Origin of the sequence: Ulvibacterium sp. (assembly GCF_965228935.1) — a bacterium.
GTDB lineage: Bacteria > Bacteroidota > Bacteroidia > Flavobacteriales > Flavobacteriaceae > Ulvibacterium.
Window position 1 is genome coordinate 2,054,775 of record NZ_OZ245846.1, and the last position, 22,396, is coordinate 2,077,170.

The 22,396-nt window shown below is 43.4% G+C and carries 19 protein-coding genes; 10 read left to right on the top strand and 9 right to left on the bottom strand.

The window, feature by feature from the left end; translation table 11 throughout:
* Positions 1-3: 3 nt before the first annotated feature.
* Together purH and ACO06Y_RS08620 are read right to left on the bottom strand one after the other, a co-directional pair.
* Positions 4-1,533, bottom strand: a complete 1,530-nt coding sequence (purH, locus tag ACO06Y_RS08615; protein WP_422083436.1) for a bifunctional phosphoribosylaminoimidazolecarboxamide formyltransferase/IMP cyclohydrolase — start codon at positions 1,531-1,533, stop codon at positions 4-6.
* Between the two features lie 92 nt (positions 1,534-1,625).
* Positions 1,626-2,075 (bottom strand): GAF domain-containing protein, encoded by a 450-nt coding sequence (locus tag ACO06Y_RS08620; protein ID WP_422083437.1) that lies wholly within the window; start codon positions 2,073-2,075, stop codon positions 1,626-1,628.
* Positions 2,076-2,206: 131 nt separating this feature from the next.
* Between ACO06Y_RS08620 and ACO06Y_RS08625 the strand changes: the two genes are divergently transcribed.
* From ACO06Y_RS08625 to ACO06Y_RS08650, 6 genes are all read left to right on the top strand, one after another.
* A complete protein-coding gene (locus ACO06Y_RS08625; RefSeq protein ID WP_422083438.1) occupies positions 2,207-2,623 on the top strand; it encodes an HYC_CC_PP family protein in 417 nt (138 codons plus the stop codon).
* 132 nt (positions 2,624-2,755) lie between these two features.
* Positions 2,756-3,478, top strand: coding sequence for a heavy-metal-associated domain-containing protein (locus tag ACO06Y_RS08630; RefSeq protein ID WP_422083439.1), 723 nt, complete (start codon positions 2,756-2,758; stop codon positions 3,476-3,478).
* A 10-nt stretch (positions 3,479-3,488) separates the two neighbouring features.
* Entirely contained in the window at positions 3,489-5,801 is a 2,313-nt protein-coding gene (locus ACO06Y_RS08635) for a TonB-dependent receptor (RefSeq protein ID WP_422083440.1), read from the top strand.
* Between the two features lie 40 nt (positions 5,802-5,841).
* Positions 5,842-6,201, top strand: a complete 360-nt coding sequence (locus tag ACO06Y_RS08640; RefSeq protein ID WP_422083441.1) for a heavy-metal-associated domain-containing protein — start codon at positions 5,842-5,844, stop codon at positions 6,199-6,201.
* Positions 6,202-6,333: 132 nt separating this feature from the next.
* Positions 6,334-7,299, top strand: coding sequence for a hypothetical protein (locus ACO06Y_RS08645; protein ID WP_422083442.1), 966 nt, complete (start codon positions 6,334-6,336; stop codon positions 7,297-7,299).
* A 6-nt stretch (positions 7,300-7,305) separates the two neighbouring features.
* Positions 7,306-8,373: a DUF3179 domain-containing protein gene (locus ACO06Y_RS08650; protein ID WP_422083443.1), complete on the top strand. Its 1,068-nt coding sequence runs from the start codon at positions 7,306-7,308 to the stop codon at positions 8,371-8,373.
* A gap of 72 nt (positions 8,374-8,445) precedes the next feature.
* On the opposite strand, the gene groL is transcribed toward ACO06Y_RS08650, so the two are convergent.
* The 7 genes from groL to miaB all read right to left on the bottom strand — a co-directional run bounded on the left by groL (position 8,446) and on the right by miaB (position 15,382).
* On the bottom strand, positions 8,446-10,080 hold the full coding sequence (gene groL, locus ACO06Y_RS08655; protein ID WP_422083444.1) for a chaperonin GroEL: 1,635 nt from the start codon (positions 10,078-10,080) through the stop codon (positions 8,446-8,448).
* Positions 10,081-10,168: 88 nt separating this feature from the next.
* Entirely contained in the window at positions 10,169-10,447 is a 279-nt protein-coding gene (locus ACO06Y_RS08660; protein ID WP_299529450.1) for a co-chaperone GroES, read from the bottom strand.
* A 150-nt stretch (positions 10,448-10,597) separates the two neighbouring features.
* Positions 10,598-10,960, bottom strand: coding sequence for a preprotein translocase subunit SecG (secG, locus tag ACO06Y_RS08665; protein ID WP_422083445.1), 363 nt, complete (start codon positions 10,958-10,960; stop codon positions 10,598-10,600).
* Positions 10,961-10,971: 11 nt separating this feature from the next.
* Positions 10,972-11,892, bottom strand: coding sequence for a hypothetical protein (locus tag ACO06Y_RS08670; protein WP_422083446.1), 921 nt, complete (start codon positions 11,890-11,892; stop codon positions 10,972-10,974).
* Positions 11,893-11,984: 92 nt separating this feature from the next.
* The gene (locus ACO06Y_RS08675) at positions 11,985-12,497 is read right to left on the bottom strand and encodes an LptE family protein (RefSeq protein ID WP_422083447.1); all 513 of its coding nucleotides are present in this window, start codon (positions 12,495-12,497) and stop codon (positions 11,985-11,987) included.
* Positions 12,498-12,595: 98 nt separating this feature from the next.
* On the bottom strand, positions 12,596-13,864 hold the full coding sequence (locus ACO06Y_RS08680) for a sigma-54 interaction domain-containing protein (RefSeq protein WP_422083448.1): 1,269 nt from the start codon (positions 13,862-13,864) through the stop codon (positions 12,596-12,598).
* Positions 13,865-13,936: 72 nt separating this feature from the next.
* Positions 13,937-15,382 (bottom strand): tRNA (N6-isopentenyl adenosine(37)-C2)-methylthiotransferase MiaB, encoded by a 1,446-nt coding sequence (gene miaB, locus ACO06Y_RS08685; RefSeq protein WP_422083449.1) that lies wholly within the window; start codon positions 15,380-15,382, stop codon positions 13,937-13,939.
* A 292-nt stretch (positions 15,383-15,674) separates the two neighbouring features.
* On the opposite strand from miaB, the gene ACO06Y_RS08690 reads away from it, so the two are divergent.
* From ACO06Y_RS08690 to gldK, 4 genes are all read left to right on the top strand, one after another.
* On the top strand, positions 15,675-16,922 hold the full coding sequence (locus ACO06Y_RS08690; protein ID WP_422083450.1) for an LVIVD repeat-containing protein: 1,248 nt from the start codon (positions 15,675-15,677) through the stop codon (positions 16,920-16,922).
* A gap of 117 nt (positions 16,923-17,039) precedes the next feature.
* Positions 17,040-19,520 (top strand): type I DNA topoisomerase, encoded by a 2,481-nt coding sequence (gene topA, locus ACO06Y_RS08695; RefSeq protein WP_422083451.1) that lies wholly within the window; start codon positions 17,040-17,042, stop codon positions 19,518-19,520.
* Between the two features lie 137 nt (positions 19,521-19,657).
* Positions 19,658-20,818, top strand: a complete 1,161-nt coding sequence (locus ACO06Y_RS08700) for a formimidoylglutamase (RefSeq protein ID WP_422083452.1) — start codon at positions 19,658-19,660, stop codon at positions 20,816-20,818.
* Positions 20,819-20,941: 123 nt separating this feature from the next.
* Positions 20,942-22,306 (top strand): gliding motility lipoprotein GldK, encoded by a 1,365-nt coding sequence (gene gldK / locus ACO06Y_RS08705; protein ID WP_422083453.1) that lies wholly within the window; start codon positions 20,942-20,944, stop codon positions 22,304-22,306.
* Positions 22,307-22,396 lie beyond the last annotated feature (90 nt).

Below are 22,396 nucleotides of genomic sequence, written 5' to 3' on the forward strand. Positions count from 1 at the left end.
AAATTAATGTTTGAAATGACGCGTGCCCGTCATTACCATGGCCATGTCATTTTCGTTACAGTAATCTATGCTCAACTGATCTTTAATGGATCCTCCTGGCTGTATAACGCTGGTAATACCGCTTTTATTGGCAATTTCCACACAATCCGGAAAGGGAAAGAATGCATCGCTCGCCATCACGGCACCATCAAGCTCAAAATTGAAGGTTTGGGCCTTGTGGATTGCCTGGTTCAGGGCATCCACACGGGAAGTCTGTCCGGTACCACTGGCACACAATTGTTTGTTTTTTGCCAAGACGATGGTATTGGACTTTGTATGCTTACATAATTTCGAAGCAAAGATGAGGTCTTCCAATTCACGTTTTGAAGGCTCCTTATCGGTCACATATTTTAAATCTATAAGGGTATCGGTCTTGTAGTCCTTGTCCTGTACCAAAATCCCATTTAGACAGGTCCTTACAAGGGTATCCGGTAGATCGGTCTCGTTTTGGATCAGGATTATCCGGTTTTTCTTCCCTTTTAGTATGTTCAAGGCATCGTCCGAATAACTAGGTGCAATCACTACCTCACAAAACAATTGATGTATTTCCTCGGCGGTAGGTTTATCGATTTCTACATTACTGATTAAAATTCCACCAAATGCCGAGACGGGATCTCCGGCCAGCGCATCTACGTAAGCTTGGCGAATGGAATCGCGGGTAGCCAAACCACAGGCATTATTGTGCTTTAAGATAGCAAAAGTGGGGCCATCCTTTCGGAATTCGCTCATGAGATTTACGGCGGCATCCACATCCAAAAGGTTGTTGTAGGAAAGTTCCTTGCCATGCAATTTGGTGAACATGGCTTCAAAATCGCCAAAGAAAAATCCCTTTTGATGGGGGTTTTCACCATAGCGAAGGGCTCTTCCCCTGGGTTCGCTAATTTTTAGAACGGGCATTTCCTGTTGATTGAAATAATTGAAGATGGCCGTATCATAATGGGACGAAACGTTGAAGGCCTTTGAGGCAAAATGTTTACGGTCCTCTAATGAGGTACTTCCGTCGCCAGAGCTAATCAGCTCCAGAAACTCATTATAATCCTCCATAGAAGATACACAAAGCACATCCTTGTAATTTTTGGCTGCCGCCCGAATCAGGGAAATCCCGCCGATATCTATTTTTTCGATAATCTCCTGTTCCGAGGCCCCGTTTGCCACGGTTTTTTCAAAAGGATATAGATCAACGATGACAATGTCCAACTGTGGAATTTCATATTCTTCCAACTGGGCTACATCACCTTCATTATCCTGGCGGTTCAAAATTCCACCAAATACCTTGGGGTGTAGGGTCTTTACCCTTCCCCCTAAAATGGAAGGATAGCTGGTGACCTCCTCTACGGGCACAACCTCAATGCCCAGTTCCTTGATGAATTTTTCCGTGCCCCCGGTGGAATAGATGGTGATACCCAGTTCCTGAAATTTTCTAACAATTGGTTCCAGTCCGTCCTTGTGGAATACGGATATCAAGGCCGAAGAGGCTTTTTTTACATTGCTCATTTGTATGGTGTTGTGGGATATGGTTTAAACACACAAAATTAATTTTTTTGAATGTAAAAAAGAGGCCATTTATCAACAAAACCGCTAAAGTTTTAAAGAATTTTGGCGACCTCGGCAGTAACAAATTCCAAGAATCGCTCATCGTCCTGGGTAAAGGGATCGGGCGTATTGGAGTCGATATCGATCTGACCGATGTTTTCACCGTCTACGAACAAGGGCACCACAATTTCCGCCTTTACGGTAATACTACAGGCAATGTAATTATCCTGGGCCGAAACGTCGGGAACCACAAAATTTTGATTGCTTAGGGCCACTTGTCCGCAGATTCCCTTTCCAAAAGGGATAATAGTGTGATCCGTTGGTTCCCCGGCATAGGGCCCCAACTTTAATTCCTCTTTTTCCCCGTTCCTAAAATAGAAACCTACCCAATCATAGTAGGCGACTTCTTTTTTTAGAAGCTCACAAATTTCTTGAAGACGGGTGGTCACATCGGATTTCTGTTCAATGATCTGGACTATTTTTTCCCTTAATGAATCTAACATAGGATTTTACAATTTCTACTTTCAAAAGTCGAGGTTTTTGGTCAAAACTAACAAAATGCCGGGGGCATAAATATTCGTTAATGATATGCCCTGGCAAAAGTAAGAATGTAATAATTTGTACTTTTGTAGTTATGAAAGCGATAATTTACAAAGGAGTGTCCCTAGCTATGGCATTGCTCTTGCTCGTCTCCACAACCTCGTGGACGGTCGGCAAGCATTATTGCATGGACCGTTTGATAGATGTGTCGTTTTTTGCCCATGCCCAGGATTGTGGTATGGACATGGGAGTTTCAATGAACGCTACTTCGCAAATGGAAACCGAGGATTCCTGTTGCAGCGATCAACTCATCGTAGTGGAAGGACAGGATCATTTAACTACTTCCTCCAATGATAGTATTCTTGTGCCACAGCCCTTTTTAACTGCTTTTGCCTATTCCTATTTGGCCTTGTTCAAGGCACAAGTGGAACGGCCGGTTCCCCATGAACACTACCCTCCTCCCCTATTGTATAAGGACATCCATGTCCTTGATCAGGTTTTCCTCATTTGATTTATTCGTCATTTCCAAGTAGGCGGCATTGCACCGTCTATTTTATCCCTAGTTTTTTAAATAAGGATGCTTAGCGAATTGTACCAAAAAGATTTCCCTTTTTGGGGAAAATGACAATAAATCTAAAATTATATGAAACGCATATATAACATTACTGGAATGACCTGCAGCGGATGCTCTGCTTCGGTTACCGAAAAATTATCCCAAGTCGATGGTGTTACAAAGGTTGATGTAGATTTGGAAAGAAGGGAAGCGGAAATTTCCATGGACACTTCTATTCCTTTAAATACATTAAAATCCGCCCTGCCAGAAAAATATGGCATCTCGGAAAGGGAAGCCCATATATCCGAAATGAATACAGAGGTGGCTCAAGAAAAAACCAAGCTACAACAGTTAAGACCATTGTTTCTCATCTTTCTATACCTATTTGCAACGGCCTTTTTGCTCAACTATAAGGAAGGAAATATCGATTTCGCAATGTTGGATTTTATGGGCCTCTTTTACATTGTATTTAGCTTTTTTAAACTGTTGGACCTAAAAGGCTTCCCGGAAAGTTTTCGTATGTACGACCCCTTGGCCAAGGCAATACCTATCTATGGATGGATCTATCCCTTTATGGAATTGGCACTGGGGCTGATGTTCCTGATGCGATATGCCCTGACCACGGCCCTTATCGCAACAATTGTACTATTGGGAATCACGACCATAGGGGTGACCCGGACGTTACTTGACAAGAAAAGCATCCGATGTGCTTGCCTGGGTACGGCCCTTAAGCTACCTATGACCGAGGCTACATTTATTGAAAATGCCGTTATGCTGGTCATGGCGATAGTTATGTTGGCCCAAATACTCTAATAGAGGAAAGATGAAAAAATATGTGATACTTGCTATTATGGCAATTCCTTTGATTTCTCTTTCCCAGGATAAAGTAGAAGGTATGGTTATGGAAGGAAATTCCAAAAACGAACATATAGGCCTGCCGGGCGCCAATGTCTATTGGATGAACTCCCAAATAGGAACGGTTACCGATGCAGAAGGTCTTTTTAGTATACCTTATTCCAAGGAATATAATACATTGATCATTAGTTATGTCGGATTTCAATCGGATACGCTGACGATAAATTCGCCCCGGATGCTCCATCACACCCTAAGACCGGCCAACGAGTTGGATGAAGTGGTGGTGGAAAAGAAACGTGAGGCGGTTCAAAAGACTTTCTTCAGCGCACAAAACGTAGTCACGGTAAATAGTGCCGAATTGTTAAAGGCCGCCTGTTGCAACCTTTCCGAAAGTTTTGAGACCAATCCGGCCATTGATGTTAATTTCAATGATGCCCTTACCGGTACCAAACAAATTCAGATGCTGGGATTAACGAGTCCCTATTTGTTGATTACCCAAGAGAACATTCCCATGATACGCGGGGCTTCGCAGACGTATGGTTTGACCTTTATCCCTGGAACCTGGGTAGAAAGTATACAGATTACCAAAGGGGCCGGAAGTGTGGTCAATGGATACGAGAGTATTTCCGGGCAAATCAATACGGAACTGGTGAAACCATTTACGGACAATGCCATTTTTGTAAATGGTTACGCCAATAGGAATGGCCGTTTGGAACTCAATACGCATTTTAATCAAAAATTGACCGATAGGTTGAGTACCGGATTTTATGTACATGGGAACAGGAGAGACCAAAAGGAAGATCGGAACAATGACGGATTTTTGGATGCCCCGTTAATGAACCAGATCAATGTGATGAACCGTTGGCAATATCAGGATCCTGAAAAAGGTTGGGTAAGTTTTGTCAATTTTCGTTTTTTGAACGATGAAAAGCAGATAGGGGAGACCCGTTTCAGACCTAACTCCGATGGATCCATGACCAATACACTAGCCTTGGGCGAGGTCGAAGGGCCCGCACTGAGCGCAGCAGAAGGTCCTGCCCTGAGCGCAGTCGAAGGGTGGGGCGGCGAAATCGATACCCGAAGGTTCGATTCCTCCCTAAAATTGGGTTATGTGTTTCCCGAGCTCCCCTTTCAAAGTTTTGGGTTTCAGGCTTCTTATAGTATCCACAAACAAAATTCGTACTTCGGATTAAACCGGTACGATATTGATCACGAAAGCATCTATTCCAATCTTATTTTCAATTCCATTCTTGGGGATACGAGAAATAAGTTCAAGGCAGGCTTGACCTTTGCCTATGATTCCTATGATGAATTGGTCAACGTTCAGGAATTTGAAAGGATAGATCGGTCGGTAGGGGCATTTTTAGAATACAGCTATGACAATCTGGAAAAAGTTAGCCTAACGGCGGGGCTACGGGTAGACGATCATAATCGTTTGGGAACGTTTGTTACCCCTAGATTTCATATACGCTATACACCTTGGGAAAAAGCAAGTCTTAGGGGGTCTTTTGGAAGAGGTAGGCGAGCGGCCAATATTTTTGCGGAGAACCAGCAGTTGTTCGCATCATCCCGTCAGATTCAATTATTGGACTCCAATGGCAGTATCTACGGACTGGATCCCGAGGATGCATGGAACTATGGGCTTAGCTTCATCCAAGGCTTTACCTTTATGGATAGACCCGGAAACGTAACCTTGGATTTCTATAGAACGGATTTTCGCAATCAAGTGGTAGTGGATTGGGAAAATCCCGATGAGATTTCCTTCTACAACTTGGAAGGGAAGAGTTATGCCAACAGCCTGCAATTGGAACTGAACCATGAAATTTTGAACAACTTAGAAGTCCGTACGGCGTACAAATATTATGAGGTAGAAGTTGATTATCGGTCAGGGAGGTTGCAAAAGCCTTTATTGGCACGGCACCGTTTCTTTGCCAATTTGGGCTACCAGACCAAAATTAGGGAGAATGGATCGCAATGGCGATTGGATTACACATTGCATACATTGGGCAAACAACGCCTACCTGATACATCCGCCAATCCCGAGCCATTCCGGTTGGAAGCGTTTTCGGAACCCTATAGTCTAATGAACGCCCAGGTAACCAAAGTTTTCTCCAAAAAGTTCGAGGTTTATTTAGGAGGTGAAAATTTGACTAATTTTACACAGAACAATCCGGTTTTGGGGTCTGAAGATCCCTTTGGCCCATATTTTGATACAACCATTGTGTTCGCACCGATTATGGGAAGAATGTTCTATGTAGGTTTTCGGCTTAAACCATACTAATCTTGGTCGGAACATTGTTCGGACCTTAAAAATTAAGAATATGAAAAAAATAATACTATCAACACTTTTAATGCTGATATCAGTAACCGTTTTTGCCCAGGAAAAAAACAAAAAATTGACTATGGAAGTCGATGGCAAGTGCGAAATGTGCAAAATGCGGATAGAAAAGGCGGCACTAGGAGTAAAGGGAGTAAAATACGCCCTTTGGGATATCCCTTCCCATCAATTGTCATTGATTATTGATGAGCGCAAAACGGATGCCATGAAAATTAAGACCGCCATGGTAGCCGTGGGTCATGATACCAAGGAACTTAAAGCCACGGAAGAAGCTTATAATAATGTACATCCCTGCTGTAAATATCGTGAGGACAACACTGACGATAGCGAACAGCATCAATGAAGTGTGGTTAAAACACCAAAAGCTCTCTTTTAAAAGTTAAATTTTAAGGTTTACCGACCAATTTGGGGTAGGTAGATGTAAGGACAACCCAATTTTTCGCACTAAAACGAATATCACTAAAGGTCGATATAGGTGCGGAAGGCTTTTTTTATCACCATTTTTATATCGGCGCAACAGCTTTTTTCCCAAACTTGTTGTTCCGGAGGGGTTCCCTTGTCCAATAATCTAGGGTTGCCCAATGAAGGAAAAGGGGTCTGGATCCTCGGATTGAATTATGATTACAACAATCTGAATACCTTAAATGCAGGAACGGAACAACTTGATGATGATTCCCGATTGCGTATTACCAATTCTGTTTTAGCAAATTTAGGCTACGCCTTTACGGATAGGATTTCCGTAGAAGTACTCTTTACATGGGTAAACCAGACACGAACCATTACACAATTCGGGAATGAGAATTTTACCGAAACTACGGGCATTGGTGACGCCGTTTTCCTAGCCAAATACGCTGTTCCGGATATTCTTGGGGAACGGACGGTCTTGAATTTGGGACTGGGAACCAAGGCACCTCTTGGTAAATCCGATTTGACCACAGAGGAAGGATTTCAGTTGACGGCCGACCTTCAACCCGGGAGCGGGGCGTGGGATATGATCGGATGGATGTCCATATCCAAAGGACTTAATTTTAGGCCCTCGGCCACAATTTCGGGAAGCTTCACCTATCGCTTAACGGGCAAGAACAATTCATATCTTAATAATACCTCAATCTATGAATTTGGTGATGTAATACAGACCAATTTGGGGTATACAGATCAGTTTCTTTTGTTCAATACCATATTTAGCCCTGGCGTGGTGTTTAAATACCGGAACGCTTCCGTGGACAGGGTAGAAGACTCCGATTTGCCCAATACCGGGGGGGAATGGGTTTTTGTCAGGCCCGAACTTGGGGCCCAGATTACACCGAGTATTACATTGAACACACGATTGGAATTGCCCGTTTACAGTTATGTGGACGGCACACAGCTCACACCGACATTACGGTTCACGGCAGGAGTCTCATTTCTGTTGAAAAAGAAGGAGGTAAACATTTTAAACTAATTAGCTATGAAAAACATGTTATTTTTACTGGTTTGTGGCATATTCTTATTGTCATGTAGCTCATCGAGTACACAAGAAACGGAACAGAATCCGGATTTTCAGGGAAGCCCAAATCCTTCCTCCAATGAATGGAGCATTCCGGTATCCGAGGTTTTGGATGGTGGCCCTGGAAGGGACGGCATCCCCGCTTTGGAGAATCCCAATTTTGTCGCCGCGGAAGATGCCTCGGCTGTTTTAAGGGATACGGATTTGATAATAGGTTTTAAAAACGGGAATGATATCCGCGCTTATCCCCACATAATTTTGGATTGGCACGAAATCGTCAATGATAACATAAACGACGTTTCCCTCGCGGTCACCTACTGCCCACTTACAGGTACCGGAATCGGGTGGAACAGAATATTAAATGGCAGGGAAACGACTTTCGGGGTATCGGGTTTATTGTATCAGACCAACTTGGTTCCTTTTGACCGTGCTACATTGAGCAATTGGTCACAGATTTTGAATGAATCCGTAAATGGCAGTCTTTTGGGGGAAAAGGCGGAGTTGATTCCTTTGGTGGAAACCGATTGGGGAACATGGAAATCCATGTTTCCGACCACTAAGGTTTTAAGTATAATCACCGGTTTTTCCAGGACATATGGTATTTACCCCTATAGGGATTATAGGACCAACAATGATTTCTTCATTTTCCCTACCCCCAAGGACGATAGATTACCTTTAAAGGAACGGGTACACGCCATCATAGATAATGGGGATGCAAAGGCCTATCGCTTCGCGGATGTTGAATCCTTGGGAGCGATCAAGGATTCCTTTAGGGGGAAAGATTATTTGGTGGTCGGCAATTCGGAATTTATGGTCTCCTTTGAATTGAACGGGTCTCAGAATACTTCACAATTTGAATTTGTTTTTGATGGGAATTCAGAAGCGATTGTACAGGATACCAATGGTACTCAATGGAATGCTTTTGGAGAGGTCGTCTCTGGATCGGGTAGTCCTTTAAAAGTATCTTCCTCTTTTATGGGGTATTGGTTCTCTATTCCAGCCTTTTATGAGACTTTTTTGTATGAATGATTTTTCGTAGTTCCCTAAAAATAAAAGCCTCCTTGGGAATACCAAGGAGGCTTTTATTTTTATAGTAGTTGCCTACATCATGCCTGGCATACCGCCACCGCCTCCCATTGGAGGGGCCGCTGGTGCTTCTTCCTTGATGTCGGTCAAAGCACATTCAGTAGTCAGGATCATTCCGGCTACCGAAGCTGCATTTTCCAATGCGATTCGGGCTACCTTGGTAGGATCTATGATACCTGCCTTAAGCATGTCTACATACTTTTCAGATTTGGCATCATATCCGTAATCGGCCTTGCCTTCATTTACCTTGGCCACGACAACGGAGCCTTCACCTCCCGCGTTTTCAACGATAGTCCGAATTGGGGATTCTATCGCCCTGGCAACGATTTGTACCCCGGTTTCCTCATCGGCGTTTTCCGTGGTCACTTTGGCGAGCATTTTCTTGGCCCTTACCAAGGCAACACCTCCACCGGCTACGATACCTTCCTCAACGGCTGCCCTTGTTGCATGCAATGCGTCGTCCACACGGTCTTTTTTCTCCTTCATTTCAACTTCGGAGGCGGCTCCGACATATAGTACGGCAACACCACCGGCCAATTTGGCCAAACGCTCCTGAAGTTTTTCTTTATCGTAATCCGAAGTAGTTGTTTCAATCTGGGACTTGATTTGGTTTACCCTGGTCTTAATGTTTTTGGCTGCTCCCGATCCATTTACAATAGTGGTATTGTCCTTGTCAATGGTCACTTTCTCACAACTGCCCAACATGTCGATTGTTGTATTTTCCAAAGAGAAACCTCTTTCCTCGGAAATAACCGTTCCATTGGTCAGAATAGCGATATCCTCCAACATGGCTTTTCTTCTATCTCCGAAACCTGGGGCCTTTACTGCGGCAATTTTCAAAGATCCCCTCAGCTTGTTCACGACCAATGTAGCCAAAGCTTCACCGTCAACATCCTCGGCAATGATCAATAACGGTTTCCCGGATTGTGCCACAGGCTCCAAGACCGGAAGAAGATCTTTCATGGCAGAAATTTTCTTATCGAACAATAGGATATACGGGCTCTCCAGATCCGCTGTCATTTTCTCGGAATCGGTAACAAAATAGGGAGAAAGATATCCTCTGTCGAACTGCATACCCTCAACAACGTCAACGTAGGTATCTGTTCCTTTGGCCTCTTCCACAGTGATAACCCCTTCTTTTCCTACTTTGCCAAAAGCTTGGGCAATCAGGTCACCAATGGCCTCATCATTATTGGCGGAAATAGCGGCAACCTGCTTTATTTTTTCAGAGGAATCCCCTACACGTTTTGATTGCTTTGAGAGGTTCTCAACGATAGCGTCTACAGCTTTGTCGATTCCTCTTTTTAGGTCCATAGGGTTGGCACCGGCAGCAACGTTTTTTAAACCTTCCTTAACGATAGCCTGCGCTAGAACGGTAGCGGTAGTGGTACCGTCTCCTGCCAAATCATTGGTTTTGGAAGCTACTTCCTTTACCATCTGAGCACCCATGTTTTCAAGGGCATCCGCCAATTCTATTTCTTTTGCTACGGTTACCCCGTCCTTGGTGACTACAGGGGAACCGAAGGATTTGCTTACGATTACGTTTCTTCCTTTAGGGCCCAATGTTACTTTTACCGCATTGGCCAAGGCATCTACACCTCTTTTAAGACCATCACGTGCTTCAATATCAAATTTTATGTCTTTTGCCATAATTAAAATTTTGTTGTATTAAGATTTAAAATCCCAAACTTCAATTTCCAAATTCCGAGCTTTTGGGATTTGCTTTTGGAGTTTGACTTTAAATAATTGCTAAAATGTCACTTTCACGCATCATGAGATAATCGGTACCTTCCAATTTTAGCTCCGTACCTGAATATTTTCCGTATAGGACGGTATCACCTACCTTTACCGTAATCTTTTCGTCTTTTGTACCAGGCCCTACGGCAACCACTTTGCCCTGTTGTGGTTTTTCTTTAGCAGTATCCGGAATATAGATACCGGATGCAGTCTTGGTTTCGGCTGCCATGGGTTCGATAAGAACCCTATCTGCCAATGGTTTGATGTTAACTTTAGCCATATTTAATAGTTTTTAATTGATTTTAAAATTCTTCGTATCCTTTGACAGAAATTATGCCATTTCCTAAAAACTGACACTTTGTAAAATAAAAAATGCCAGCTTGTCATTTTTGCTGGCACTTGGATATGTTTGTTCTATAAATTATACTGATTACAGTGAGTCCGTAGGATCTACTCCGTCATTGGTTACAGGTGCAGGAATTTCTTCCGGTACTGTCTCAGGAACTGTCGTTTCGATATCGTCCCCTTGAAGCAGTTTTGAATCGGCCTCGCCAAAATTTCCTTTAAGGGCCACATTGGAAGCCAAAATAAGTACCACCAATAATATGGCCAGGGTCCACGTACTTTTGTCCAAAAAATCCCCGGTCTTTTTTACACCGCCTACAATTTGGCTGCCCCCTCCACCAAAGGAAGAAGATAACCCCCCGCCTTTTGGGTTTTGGACCATAATGACCAAGACCAATAGAAAACAGACTATGATGATGAGAACCAAAAAAATAGTGAACGTATTCATCTTTTATCGTACTATGTTTTTTTCTGTAATTTTTGCACCGCCTTTATTCGGTCTGCAAAGAAACCACTTTTTTCCGGATATTTCAAACTCAATATTTTATAGGCCTGTACTGCCTTTTTGTACTTTTTTTGCTCCAAATAGACCTTGGCCAAAGTCTCGGTCATCAATTCATTTTTGTCAATCTTTACAGACGACTTTATATCTACAGTGGAGTCAGGGATCTCCTTGGGTACAATTTTGGGATTGTCAGCGATAAACTTGTCAATTAAATCAAACTTTTTGGTTTTCAGTACCGCTTCCTCGATTGGGAAATGTATCGCTTTTGCTTTTGGGTCTTGTTTTGGATTTTTGCCCTTCCGAACCGTTTTTAAAGAGGCAAGCTTTAACCACTCCGTAAAGGAGTATTTCTCCCTCTTGGTGAATGGCAGCGGATCTCCCAATTGCAGGTCTTCCTCTAATTTATCCTTTTTTTCGGATGAAGTTTCCGCAACTTTTTGGCTTTTGGACTCAAATAAGTGGGGATCCAAAATCTGATCGGCTTCGCTGCTGTTTTGGGGAAGGGGGGCGTCTTTTGATTTTTCGATTAGAAAAATGTTCTCATTGTCCGACGGAACAACCTCTTCGGAAATGGTTTCGGTGTTTGCCAGGGAAGTAGTTTTTCCCGAAATGGAATCTGCGATGTTGTTTTGAAGGAAGTCCCTGGAGGTTATGAAATCGAACAGTATGTCCCGGTCCGAGGTGTAGGCGGCCGTGACTTTTAAGGCGTTATTGTACTTAAAACTATTAAGGTTTTTTAACCCTTTTAAATGGAGAGCTCGTGCAGCCTGGAAATAAGGATATTCATCCAGAACATCCTCCAGTTGCTTGGTCTGTACCGGGGATACCACTTTTTCCGGGTGTTGAATAAGATATGTAAAATCTGCTACGTTCAAGGTTCTAGTTCACGGCTTGAATTTTCAAATTAAACTCTTCCAGTTTCGTACTTCCAACTTCATATATCATATTTCCAACCTTGTATCTGGTCTTACCAATCCGCCAGGGATTCGTTAAAGATATCCTGGGTTATCCGTTCAAAAATTATTTCATGTGCCTCCGCCTGTATGGAGGTCAACTGTACGTTTGCATCATAGTCATAGAAAAAGGAGAACCGCTGCTCAAAATCCGCATCTTCTTTGGTCTTATTGTAAAAGCGAACCTTTACCGCCATGGAAAGCCTGTTTTGTGCAGCTCTCTGTTGTGCGGTTGCGGTCATGGGGGACACCCGATATTCCACGATCTCACCTTCGTACAACAGATCCCCATTGGAGGAGGTAAGCTGCAGGCTAGTTTGGTTCAGGATTCTATCTTGTAACGCCAAGGTGAAATCCCTGTCCAGTCCAGGGGCAAAAACGGATCCCGGACTTTGGGTGGCGTAATTTTGGAAATAAGGTACCTCAAAAGTCTCCGCGGTACCTACATCCCCACCGGTAAAATTATATACTCCACAACCACTTGCGAAAATGGTGAGGATTACTATTAAAATTCTGTATTTATGCACGCTTTCTTTTTAAACCAAGAATAAAAAATATAGAACGAATAAAAAAAGTTTTCACTTTCTTTTATGACCGAATCCCTTGAAAATTTCTTTTTTTAAGTTTAGAGATCGTACTGCTTGATCTTTCTATACAAGGTACGTTCAGAGATACCCAATTCTGCGGCAGCTGCTTTTCGCTTACCTCTATTTCGCTCCAGGGACTTTTTGATCAGCTCAATTTCCTTTTCCTGTAAAGATAGGGTTTCTTCTTCCTCTATCTCCTCGGCAAAATGATACTTGTCCTCTTGAGGTTGACTATGGATTTGGGGTTCTACTTGGGGTTCTGGAAGATGCAGGACCTCCATGGCAGTACTTTCCTCTTCCTGTATATCCTCCCCATTGGTTCCATATATTTTCCGGATAAGCGTTTCATTCTCCTCCTGTACCTTGGCAGAATCCTTGTTCTTAAGCAACTCCAGGGTAAGTTTCTTCAGATCATTAAGATCTCCCTTCATATCGAACAGTACCTTGTACAGTATTTCCCGCTCATTGCTAAAATTCCCTTCGTCTTTCTTTTGGTCTACCACAGCCGGCAGATTACTTCTGTTGGCGTTTGGGAGGTAACCGTTCAATACGTAAGCTGATATGTTCCTTTCTTCTTCAAGTACCGAGATTTGCTCGGCGATATTCCGTAATTGCCTCACATTCCCGGGCCATCGGTGCTTTAAGAGCAATTGAATGGCATCGTCCTCCAAGCGTATTGTGGGCATTTTGTATTTCTGCCCAAAATCGGAAGCGAATTTTCTGAACAAGAGGTGAATGTCTCCCTGTCGTTCCCGTAACGGGGGAATATTTATTTCTACGGTACTTAATCTATAGTACAGATCTTCCCGGAACTTTTCCTTCTTTATGGCATCCAGCATATTCATGTTGGTGGCCGCAACAATGCGCACATCCGTTTTTTGTACCTGGGAAGATCCTACCTTCAAAAATTCGCCGTTTTCCAAGATCCGTAATAGACGTACCTGTGTAGTAAGTGGCAGTTCACCTACTTCATCAAGAAATATCGTCCCGCCATCCGCCACTTCAAAGTAACCGCTCCGGGTTTGTGTGGCACCTGTGAAGGCTCCCTTTTCATGGCCAAAAAGCTCACTGTCTATAGTGCCTTCCGGTATGGCACCACAGTTCACCGCAATGTACTTTGCATGTTTCCGATGCGATAAGGAATGGATGATTTTTGGAACAGCTTCCTTACCCACTCCACTCTCACCTGTGACCAGGACCGAAATATCGGTTGGTGCCACCTGAACGGCTTTTTCCAATGCCCTGTTCAGCTTAGGATCGTTACCGATAATTTCGAAACGTTGTTTTATTGCTTGTACTGATTCCATTTATTTTCTTTCCTTCCGAATCAAAAACCCTAATCACAGGTCATTTTCCAATTGAATACGGAATTCTAAATATCAATTATTACCTGTGTACCCTATTGCCTCACCGATCAAGGTAGCTGAGGTACACTCATTTATCCTTACGTTCACAAAATCCCCGACCTGGTAACTTTCCTTGGGAAAGACTACAACGGTATTCTGGGAATTACGTCCCATCCAGTGGGCATCCGATTTTTTGGAAGGCCCCTCAATCAATACTTCCTCAATTTTGCCCAAATGTTGCCGGGTACGATAAAGCCCGTGTTTTTGTTGAAGATCTATAATCTCACGTAACCTTCTTTTCTTTGTTTCCACGGGGATATCATCCTTCAATTTCCGTGCGGCCAATGTACCGGGTCTTTCCGAATAGGCGAACATAAATCCGAAATCGTACTTTACATACTCCATCAGGGATAGGGTATCTTTATGGTCTTCCTCGGTTTCCGAGGGAAACCCAGCGATCATATCCTGGCTTATGGCACAATCCGGCAGGATTCGGCGGATGTTGTCTATCAATTCAAAATACTCCTCGCGGGTATGCAAACGGTTCATAGCCTTTAGGATACGATTGCTTCCGCTTTGTACCGGTAGGTGAATGTAATTGCAAATATTAGGGTGCTTGGCCATGGTCTCTATGACATCCAGGGTCATGTCCTGCGGATTGGAAGTAGAAAATCGAATACGCATCCGGGGTTGCGCAAAGGCTACCATTTCCAATAACTGTGCAAAATTGACCGCAGTAGCCTTTTGTATCTCCGAAGCTTTTTCAAATTCCTTCTTAAGTCCGCCCCCATACCATAGGTAGCTATCCACGTTTTGTCCTAGGAGGGTTACCTCCTTAAACCCTTTTTCCCAAAGATCGTTTACCTCGGCTACAATGGAGAGGGGGTCTCGGCTACGTTCGCGACCGCGAGTAAAGGGCACCACACAAAACGTGCACATATTGTCACAGCCACGGGTAATGGATACAAATGCGGTTACCCCGTTGGAGTTTAAACGAACCGGGGCTACGTCACCGTAAGTCTCGTCCTTGGAGAGAATAACGTTTACGGCATTTCGGCCTTCGTCAATTTCCTGTATAAGGTTGGGGAGGTCTTTGTAAGCATCCGGCCCAACAACCATATCCACTATCTTTTCCTCTTCCAGGAGCTTGTCCTTTAACCGCTCCGCCATACAGCCCAATACACCTACCTTCATATGGGGTTTGGTTTTTTTGACCGCATTGAATTTCTCCAAACGTTTTCTGACCGTGGTTTCCGCCTTTTCCCGAATGGAACAGGTATTTACCAAGACCAAGTCGGCATCTTCCAGGACATGCGTTGTATCAAACCCTTGTTCGGACAGGATGGAAGCCACAATTTCGCTATCGGAAAAATTCATCTGACAGCCGTAACTTTCTATGTACAATTTGCGCGTATTACCCGAGTTCCCTTCCAAGGTAAGCGCACTGCCCTGAACCGATTCGTCTATTACTTTCTCCATGGAACGCCTGCTATCTTTGGTGGAATTTAGGAAGGCAAAGATAATACTAAATTCAAAGTTGTGACATAATGACAGTTTGTTTTGCTATATTTTATGCATTATTTAGCTATTTGTCAATGTACCTCACTATTTCTCGAGCCGGTTTTGAGGTGCAGTCCCAACATATCCCGGCGGTAAAGGTCAAACGGTTTTGACCAAAGAATTTCCCTTTTTTTGGATTGTCATCCCAAAACAACGCAACGGTATCCCATAACCTGCATCTATTAGTCAACAACCCAATAAATAATTTGTTATGAAAAAGAAAATGCTATTACTGCTAGTCGTAGCTTCGTTGGGATTCATTTCTTGCGATGACAATGAGGACGATGGTAAGTATGCGGACTACCTTGTGGCGCGCCCATTGAAAATGACCAAGGCCGAATTCAAAAATGGTGTAGATATTATAGCGCCTTTGCCCATAGAGGAATCCGGAAAAATTTATGCCTATCAGGATTACATCTTTGTAAATGATAAATACAGAGGTGTCCATGTCATAGACAACAGCAATCCAAACGCCCCGAAAAAGATTTCGTTCATCAAGATTGCCGGTAATGTGGATATTTCCGTGAAGGATGATTATCTCTATGCGGACAGTCTTATGGATCTCATGGTTCTGGATATCTCGGATATCAATAATATTACTATTGTGAACCGGTTGGAAAATGTGCTTAGGGACAATGTAATCTGGCCTTTGGGGGTCGATTTTTTTGAACAGACCAACTTTGATTATGAGAACGAGATCATTGTTGGATGGGAAGTGGTTACCGAGCGTCGCTTGATTGCCGAATACGAAGAACGTTTTCTAAATAGGGGAGATGTTTTGTTTGCGGAGGCGGCCAATGACGCGAGTACCGGACAAGGCGGCTCTTTGGCAAGATTTAAAATTGTAGGTGATTTTCTCTATGCTGTGGACAGTCATAACATCAATGTTTTTAATATAGAAGATTTGGAAAACCCCCAAGATTTGGAAGATGTTTATGCCGGTTTTGATATCGAGACTATTTTTAATCGTGGGGAACATCTGTTTCTAGGTAGTATGCGCGGGATGTACATTTACGACATTTCCTCCCCTGCTACTCCTACATTCGTATCGGAGTTTGAACATGGGACGGCTTGCGATCCCGTAGTCGTGGATGGGGATTACGCCTATGTTACCCTACGCGGTGGTAATGGTTGTGGTGCTCTCGAAAGTGGATTGTTCATTGTGGATATCTCCAATATCTCTAAGCCGCAACTAAAGATATCCTATCCTATGGATGGCCCATACGGACTCGGTATAAAGGATGAAAAACTGTTCGTATGCGATGGCGAATCCGGACTCAAGGTCTATGACAAGACCAATGTGGAAGATTTGGTATCCCTGAACCATTTCAAGGACATTTTTACGTTCGATGTTATTCCTTTGGACAGTTCGTTGTTGATGGTGGGAGATGAGGTATTGTATCAGTACGAATACTTGGAAGACGATATTAAATTAATGAGTACTTTGGAGCTGGATTGATGTACGATATAAGCATAAAAAAGCCCCGGAATTCCGGGGCTTTTTTATATGGGTATATTTTAAGAATGGTCCCGAATTAAAAAAATCGGTTACTTTTGTTGCTTCAAAAAGTATTGCATGGCAAAGAATTTAGTAATCGTAGAGTCGCCCGCAAAGGCAAAGACGATAGAAAAATTTTTGGGCAAGGACTACAAGGTGGAGTCCAGTTTTGGACATATTGCCGACTTACCTTCCAAGGAACTTGGCGTTGATGTAGATAACAATTTTGAACCCAAATATATTGTAGATAAGGAGAAAAAGGCACTGGTCAAAAAATTAAAGGATCTTGCCAAAAAAGCGGACACCATCTGGTTGGCCAGTGATGAAGATCGTGAAGGGGAAGCTATTTCCTGGCATTTGACCGAAACATTGAATCTGGACAGAAAGAAGACCAAGCGTATCGTTTTTAACTCCATTACCAAATCGGCCATTCAGAAGGCCATTGAGAATCCGCGTGATATCAATTACAATTTGGTAAATGCCCAACAGGCGAGGCGGGTATTGGATCGTTTGGTGGGCTATCAGCTTTCTCCAGTGCTATGGAAAAAAATAAAACCGGGACTTTCGGCCGGGAGGGTCCAATCCGTTGCGGTAAGGTTGATCGTTGAAAGGGAGCGGGATATCGAGGTATTTAAGCCAGAAGCTTCATTTAGGGTTTTGGCAGAATTCAAAACTGCGGATGGAGGTGTGTTTACGGCCAAATTAAATAAGACCTTCGCATCCAGGGATGAGGCGGAAACCTTCTTAAAAAAGAACCTTGGAGCTACTTTTTCCGTAAGTGACCTGGATAAGAAGCCCGCTAAAAAATCCCCATCGGCGCCGTTTACTACTTCCACTTTGCAACAAGAGGCGTCACGAAAACTCTATTTTTCGGTAGGGCGTACCATGCAGGTTGCCCAAAGACTATACGAAGCTGGACTTATCACTTACATGAGAACGGATAGCGTTAACCTTTCCGGGGAAGCCATTGCCATGGCCAAAGAGGCCATTATTGAAAACTATGGGGAGGCATACAGTAATGTAAGGAATTTCAAAGGAAAGTCAAAAGGTGCCCAAGAAGCGCATGAGGCTATTCGACCCACCAACATTGCCAATCAGTCACCATCCTTGGAGCGGGACCAATCCAAATTGTACGAGCTTATTTGGAAGCGAACTATAGCCTCTCAGATGAGTGATGCCCAATTGGAGCGTACCAACGTTAAGATTAAGTCGAGCACATATAGCGAGGAATTTGCGGCCAACGGGGAGGTCATTAAATTTGATGGCTTTCTAAAGGTGTATATGGAAGGAATCGACGATGAGGATCGAGTAGAAGAGCAAGAAGGCACGTTGCCCGCCATGAAGGAAGGGGACGTTTTGGAGAATACCTACATTACGGCAACGGAGCGTTTCACCAGGCCACCCTACCGATTTACAGAGGCGTCCTTGGTAAAGAAATTGGAGGAGCTTGGAATTGGAAGACCTTCTACCTATGCGCCTACTATTTCTACCATTCAGAATAGGGGTTATGTGGAAAAAGGCACCGTAGAGGGTACGGAAAGAAGCTACGTTCAATTAGTATTGGATGCCGGAGAAATACAGCATAGGAAACTTACCGAAACCGTGGGTTCCGATAAGGGCAAGTTGGTTCCTACCGATATCGGAATGATTGTCAATGATTTTCTGGTAAGTCATTTTGCCAATATTCTAGACTATAATTTTACCGCCAAGGTTGAAGAGAATTTTGATGAGATAGCCGAAGGAGAAGAGGATTGGCAAAAGATAATGAAAGATTTTTACAAGGATTTTCGTCCCAATGTGGAACATGTGGAGGAAAATGCCGACCGTGCCAGTGGAGAACGGGTATTGGGAACGGATCCCGATACCGGGAGGCAGGTAGCCGTTCGTTTGGGTAGATTTGGCCCCATGGTACAGATAGGAACGGTAGAGGAGGAAGAAAAACCTTTGTTCGCCAGTCTTTTGCCAGACCAGTCCCTAAATACCATTACGTATGAGGAGGCCATGGAATTGTTTCAGCTTCCTAGAAAGTTGGGGGTTTACAAGGGAGAGGATATAGAAGCCAATGTGGGACGCTATGGCCCCTATGTACGTTTTGGAAAGAAGTTCGTTTCCTTGGATAAGGGCGAGAGTGCCTTTGAAGTTGATTTGGAGAGGGCCATTGAGCTTATTCAGGAAAAAGAAAAGGCGGACGCACCCATAGCCACTTATGAAGGCAAGGAAGTCACCAAAGGTAAGGGACGGTTCGGCCCCTTTATCAAATGGAATGGAATCTTTATCAACGTTAATAAGAAGTACGATTTCGATAATCTATCGCAAGAAGATATTAAGGAATTGATCGAGACAAAAAAGCAAAAGGAAATCGACAAACTGGTACAGGAATGGCCGGAAGAGGGCATCCGAATTGAAAAAGCCAGATGGGGCAGACATAATATAATAAAGGGTCGCACCAAGGTAGAATTGGCCAAGACGGTGGATGCCTCCAAAGTTAAACTGGAGGAAGCCAAGGAACTTTTGGAGAAAAAGGCCCCGAAGAAAAAGCCCAGGGCAAGGAAAAAATAAAAGTATCTTGGCCGTCAAATCCAAATTCCTGCCATCACATATACCGAAAGCTTAAAATTCCTATCCTTGGAATTGACACTTGAACTTTTTAGTTTTGAACATCGAACCGATAGTTCAATAAACCAATACCCACCTTAATGGCATTCGATTTTTTAGTACCGGTAGCAGAAAAGGTTCTGGCCCACTGCGAATTGCTGCCCCCCCAGGCCCTTGGAAAAAATATTCACAAGCATACGGAAAAAAAAGGTTTACCGGTTTTGGCCAATGCTTCCATGGCCATAGTTGGGGTTTTGGAGTCCAGGAACGCTTTTGAAAAAAAGACTGAAAAACTGGATATCTCCGGCATCAGAATGCAATTGTACAAGTTGTTGTACGGTAATTGGAACGCTACCATCGTGGATATGGGAGATATTGAGGAAGGCGAGACCGTGGAGGATACCTATTTTGTGGTGAAGGAAATTGCTGCGGGCCTATTGGAGGAAAACATTGTTCCCATTATAATAGGTGCTACCCAGGATGTTACGTATCCCACTTACCGTGCCTTTGATGGGATAAAGGATTTGATAAACTTGGTAGCGGTAGACAGCCGTTTCGATTTTGGAATAGAGGATGAATTGATATCCTCAAACTCTTATATGAGCAAGATTATTACGGACAAGCCCAATAACCTGTTCAATTTCTCCAATATTGGATATCAAAGCTATTTCAATGCCCAAGAGGAGATAGACCTTATGGATCGCCTCTTTTTTGATGCATATCGATTAGGGGAACTCACCCAGAACATGGCATTGGTAGAACCCGTATTGCGCAATGCACATGTGGTAAGCATTGATGCCCGTTCCATAAAGGCAGGTGAAATGGGAGTACTTTCCCATGACTTTTCCCCGAATGGGTTTGATGGTCGGGAAATCTGTACGATTGCCAGATATGCGGGTATCAGTGACAAGGTCTGTTTATTCGGTATTTATGAAATGGAGAATACGACACAATCCAGCCAACTTGTGGCTCAGATACTATGGTACTTCATGGAGGGGTATAATTATCGGATTTACGAGTCTCCATATACCAAAAATGATGACTTCACGAAATATACCGTTCCCACTGAAACGGAGGAGCTGGTTTTTTATAGAAGTCACCTTACGCAGCGATGGTGGGTAGAGGTACCTTCGATTTTAACTTCACATACTAAAAGGGAATCATCGGCGTTATTACCATGCGCCGAAAAGGACTATCTGGACGCTTGCGACCAGAACATTCCAGAACGGTGGTTCAAGGCCTATAAGAAGGGGCTTAATTGATTAAAAGTTTTTTTAGTGTATAATTGCTTTTGATACAATAATTTACTCAAAACGTAGTTTTAGAGAGTAGAATAAATATTTGTGTTTGCAGTTTATAACCGAAATCGAAATTTAACCTAAAGTATGAAGAAGCTATTGTTATCATCCATAGCGTTTGTTTTTTTGCTCACAAGTTGTGGGTCAAAGACCAAGGGAGAGCTAGTTGGAGCCAAAGGTAAAAAATGGTATCCCGAGAAACCCTATGGAATGGAATTGATTCCTAGGGGATCTTTCATTATGGGTAAGACCGAGGAAGATATGGCAAAGGTTCTCAATGCCCCGACCAAAACGGTTACCGTACGTTCCTTTTATATGGATGACACGGAAATCACGAACAGTGAATATCGCCAGTTTGTGGAATGGGTAAAGGATTCCATTACGAGAACAAGATTGGCCATCCTTGCGGATGAATTGGGACTAGGCCCTGAAGATGGGGGAATTGGGGAATTTGCATTTAAGGATGCCGATACCTCCAAAGTTTCCGCCTATGACAAATATATGTTGGACAATTACTCCGGTATGGGAGAGACAGGCTATGAAGGAAGGGCATTGAACAAGGACGAAGACCTTATTTGGGACACTTCCGAATATCCGGATGAATATTATACCGAGGTTATGGATTCCCTATACATTCCCGAGGAAGAATCCTATAACGGACAAAGAAGCGTAGACGTTACCAAATTAAAGTATAAGTATAGCTGGATGGATATCGAGGCCGCTGCCCGTGCCGCCAAAAAAGGAAAGGGTAGTAGAAGGGACTTTATCCGTCAGGAAGAGTTGGAAATCTATCCGGATACAACGGTATGGATCAGGGATTTTGAGTATTCCTATAATGAACCCATGCACAATGATTACTTTTGGCACGATGCGTATAGCGATTACCCTGTAGTCGGCGTATCTTGGAAACAGGCAAAGGCTTTTTGTAACTGGAGAACCAAATTCAAGAATGATGATCAGAAAAGCCGCGGAAGACAGTTTGTCAACCAATTCAGGTTGCCTACGGAAGCGGAATGGGAATATGCCGCCAGAGGTGGTATCGAAGGAGGAACCTATCCTTGGGGAGGCCCCTATGTAATTAGCGATACAGGTTGTTTTATGGCCAACTTTAAGCCACAGCGAGGTGATTATGCTGCTGATGCCGCCCTGTACACCGTAGAGGCAAAATCGTATGAGCCCAATGATTTTAACTTGTACAATATGGCCGGGAACGTATCCGAGTGGACCAACTCTAGCTATGACCCTGCATCCTATGATTATGTTTCTACCATGAATCCCAACGGTGGAGATGGTGGAAATGCTCGAAAAGTTATCCGAGGCGGATCCTGGAAGGATGTGGCATACTTCCTTCAAGTAAGTACAAGGGACTATGAGTACAAGGACTCGGCAAGGAGCTACATAGGTTTCCGAACGGTCCAGGATTATATGGGCGAAGAGGACTCGACACAATAGAATAATTTAAATCTTAAATACAAATCCCGATAGCTATCGGAAAACCATCAAATTTTAACCAAATACTTATTTTTAACAGTAAACTTAAAT

Bases quoted from the DNA above. Each gene is read 5' to 3' on its own strand.
- gldK (WP_422083453.1), top strand. From the start codon at position 20,942: ATGAAGAAGCTATTGTTATCATCCATAGCGTTTGTTTTTTTGCTCACA.
- topA (WP_422083451.1), top strand. From the start codon at position 17,040: ATGGCAAAGAATTTAGTAATCGTAGAGTCGCCCGCAAAGGCAAAGACG.
- miaB (WP_422083449.1), bottom strand. From the start codon at position 15,382: ATGGAGAAAGTAATAGACGAATCGGTTCAGGGCAGTGCGCTTACCTTG.
- ACO06Y_RS08660 (WP_299529450.1), bottom strand. From the start codon at position 10,447: ATGGCTAAAGTTAACATCAAACCATTGGCAGATAGGGTTCTTATCGAA.
- ACO06Y_RS08635 (WP_422083440.1), top strand. From the start codon at position 3,489: ATGAAAAAATATGTGATACTTGCTATTATGGCAATTCCTTTGATTTCT.
- ACO06Y_RS08650 (WP_422083443.1), top strand. From the start codon at position 7,306: ATGAAAAACATGTTATTTTTACTGGTTTGTGGCATATTCTTATTGTCA.
- groL (WP_422083444.1), bottom strand. From the start codon at position 10,080: ATGGCAAAAGACATAAAATTTGATATTGAAGCACGTGATGGTCTTAAA.
- purH (WP_422083436.1), bottom strand. From the start codon at position 1,533: ATGAGCAATGTAAAAAAAGCCTCTTCGGCCTTGATATCCGTATTCCAC.
- secG (WP_422083445.1), bottom strand. From the start codon at position 10,960: ATGAATACGTTCACTATTTTTTTGGTTCTCATCATCATAGTCTGTTTT.
- ACO06Y_RS08620 (WP_422083437.1), bottom strand. From the start codon at position 2,075: ATGTTAGATTCATTAAGGGAAAAAATAGTCCAGATCATTGAACAGAAA.
- ACO06Y_RS08640 (WP_422083441.1), top strand. From the start codon at position 5,842: ATGAAAAAAATAATACTATCAACACTTTTAATGCTGATATCAGTAACC.
- ACO06Y_RS08700 (WP_422083452.1), top strand. From the start codon at position 19,658: ATGGCATTCGATTTTTTAGTACCGGTAGCAGAAAAGGTTCTGGCCCAC.
- ACO06Y_RS08630 (WP_422083439.1), top strand. From the start codon at position 2,756: ATGAAACGCATATATAACATTACTGGAATGACCTGCAGCGGATGCTCT.
- ACO06Y_RS08625 (WP_422083438.1), top strand. From the start codon at position 2,207: ATGAAAGCGATAATTTACAAAGGAGTGTCCCTAGCTATGGCATTGCTC.
- ACO06Y_RS08680 (WP_422083448.1), bottom strand. From the start codon at position 13,864: ATGGAATCAGTACAAGCAATAAAACAACGTTTCGAAATTATCGGTAAC.
- ACO06Y_RS08690 (WP_422083450.1), top strand. From the start codon at position 15,675: ATGAAAAAGAAAATGCTATTACTGCTAGTCGTAGCTTCGTTGGGATTC.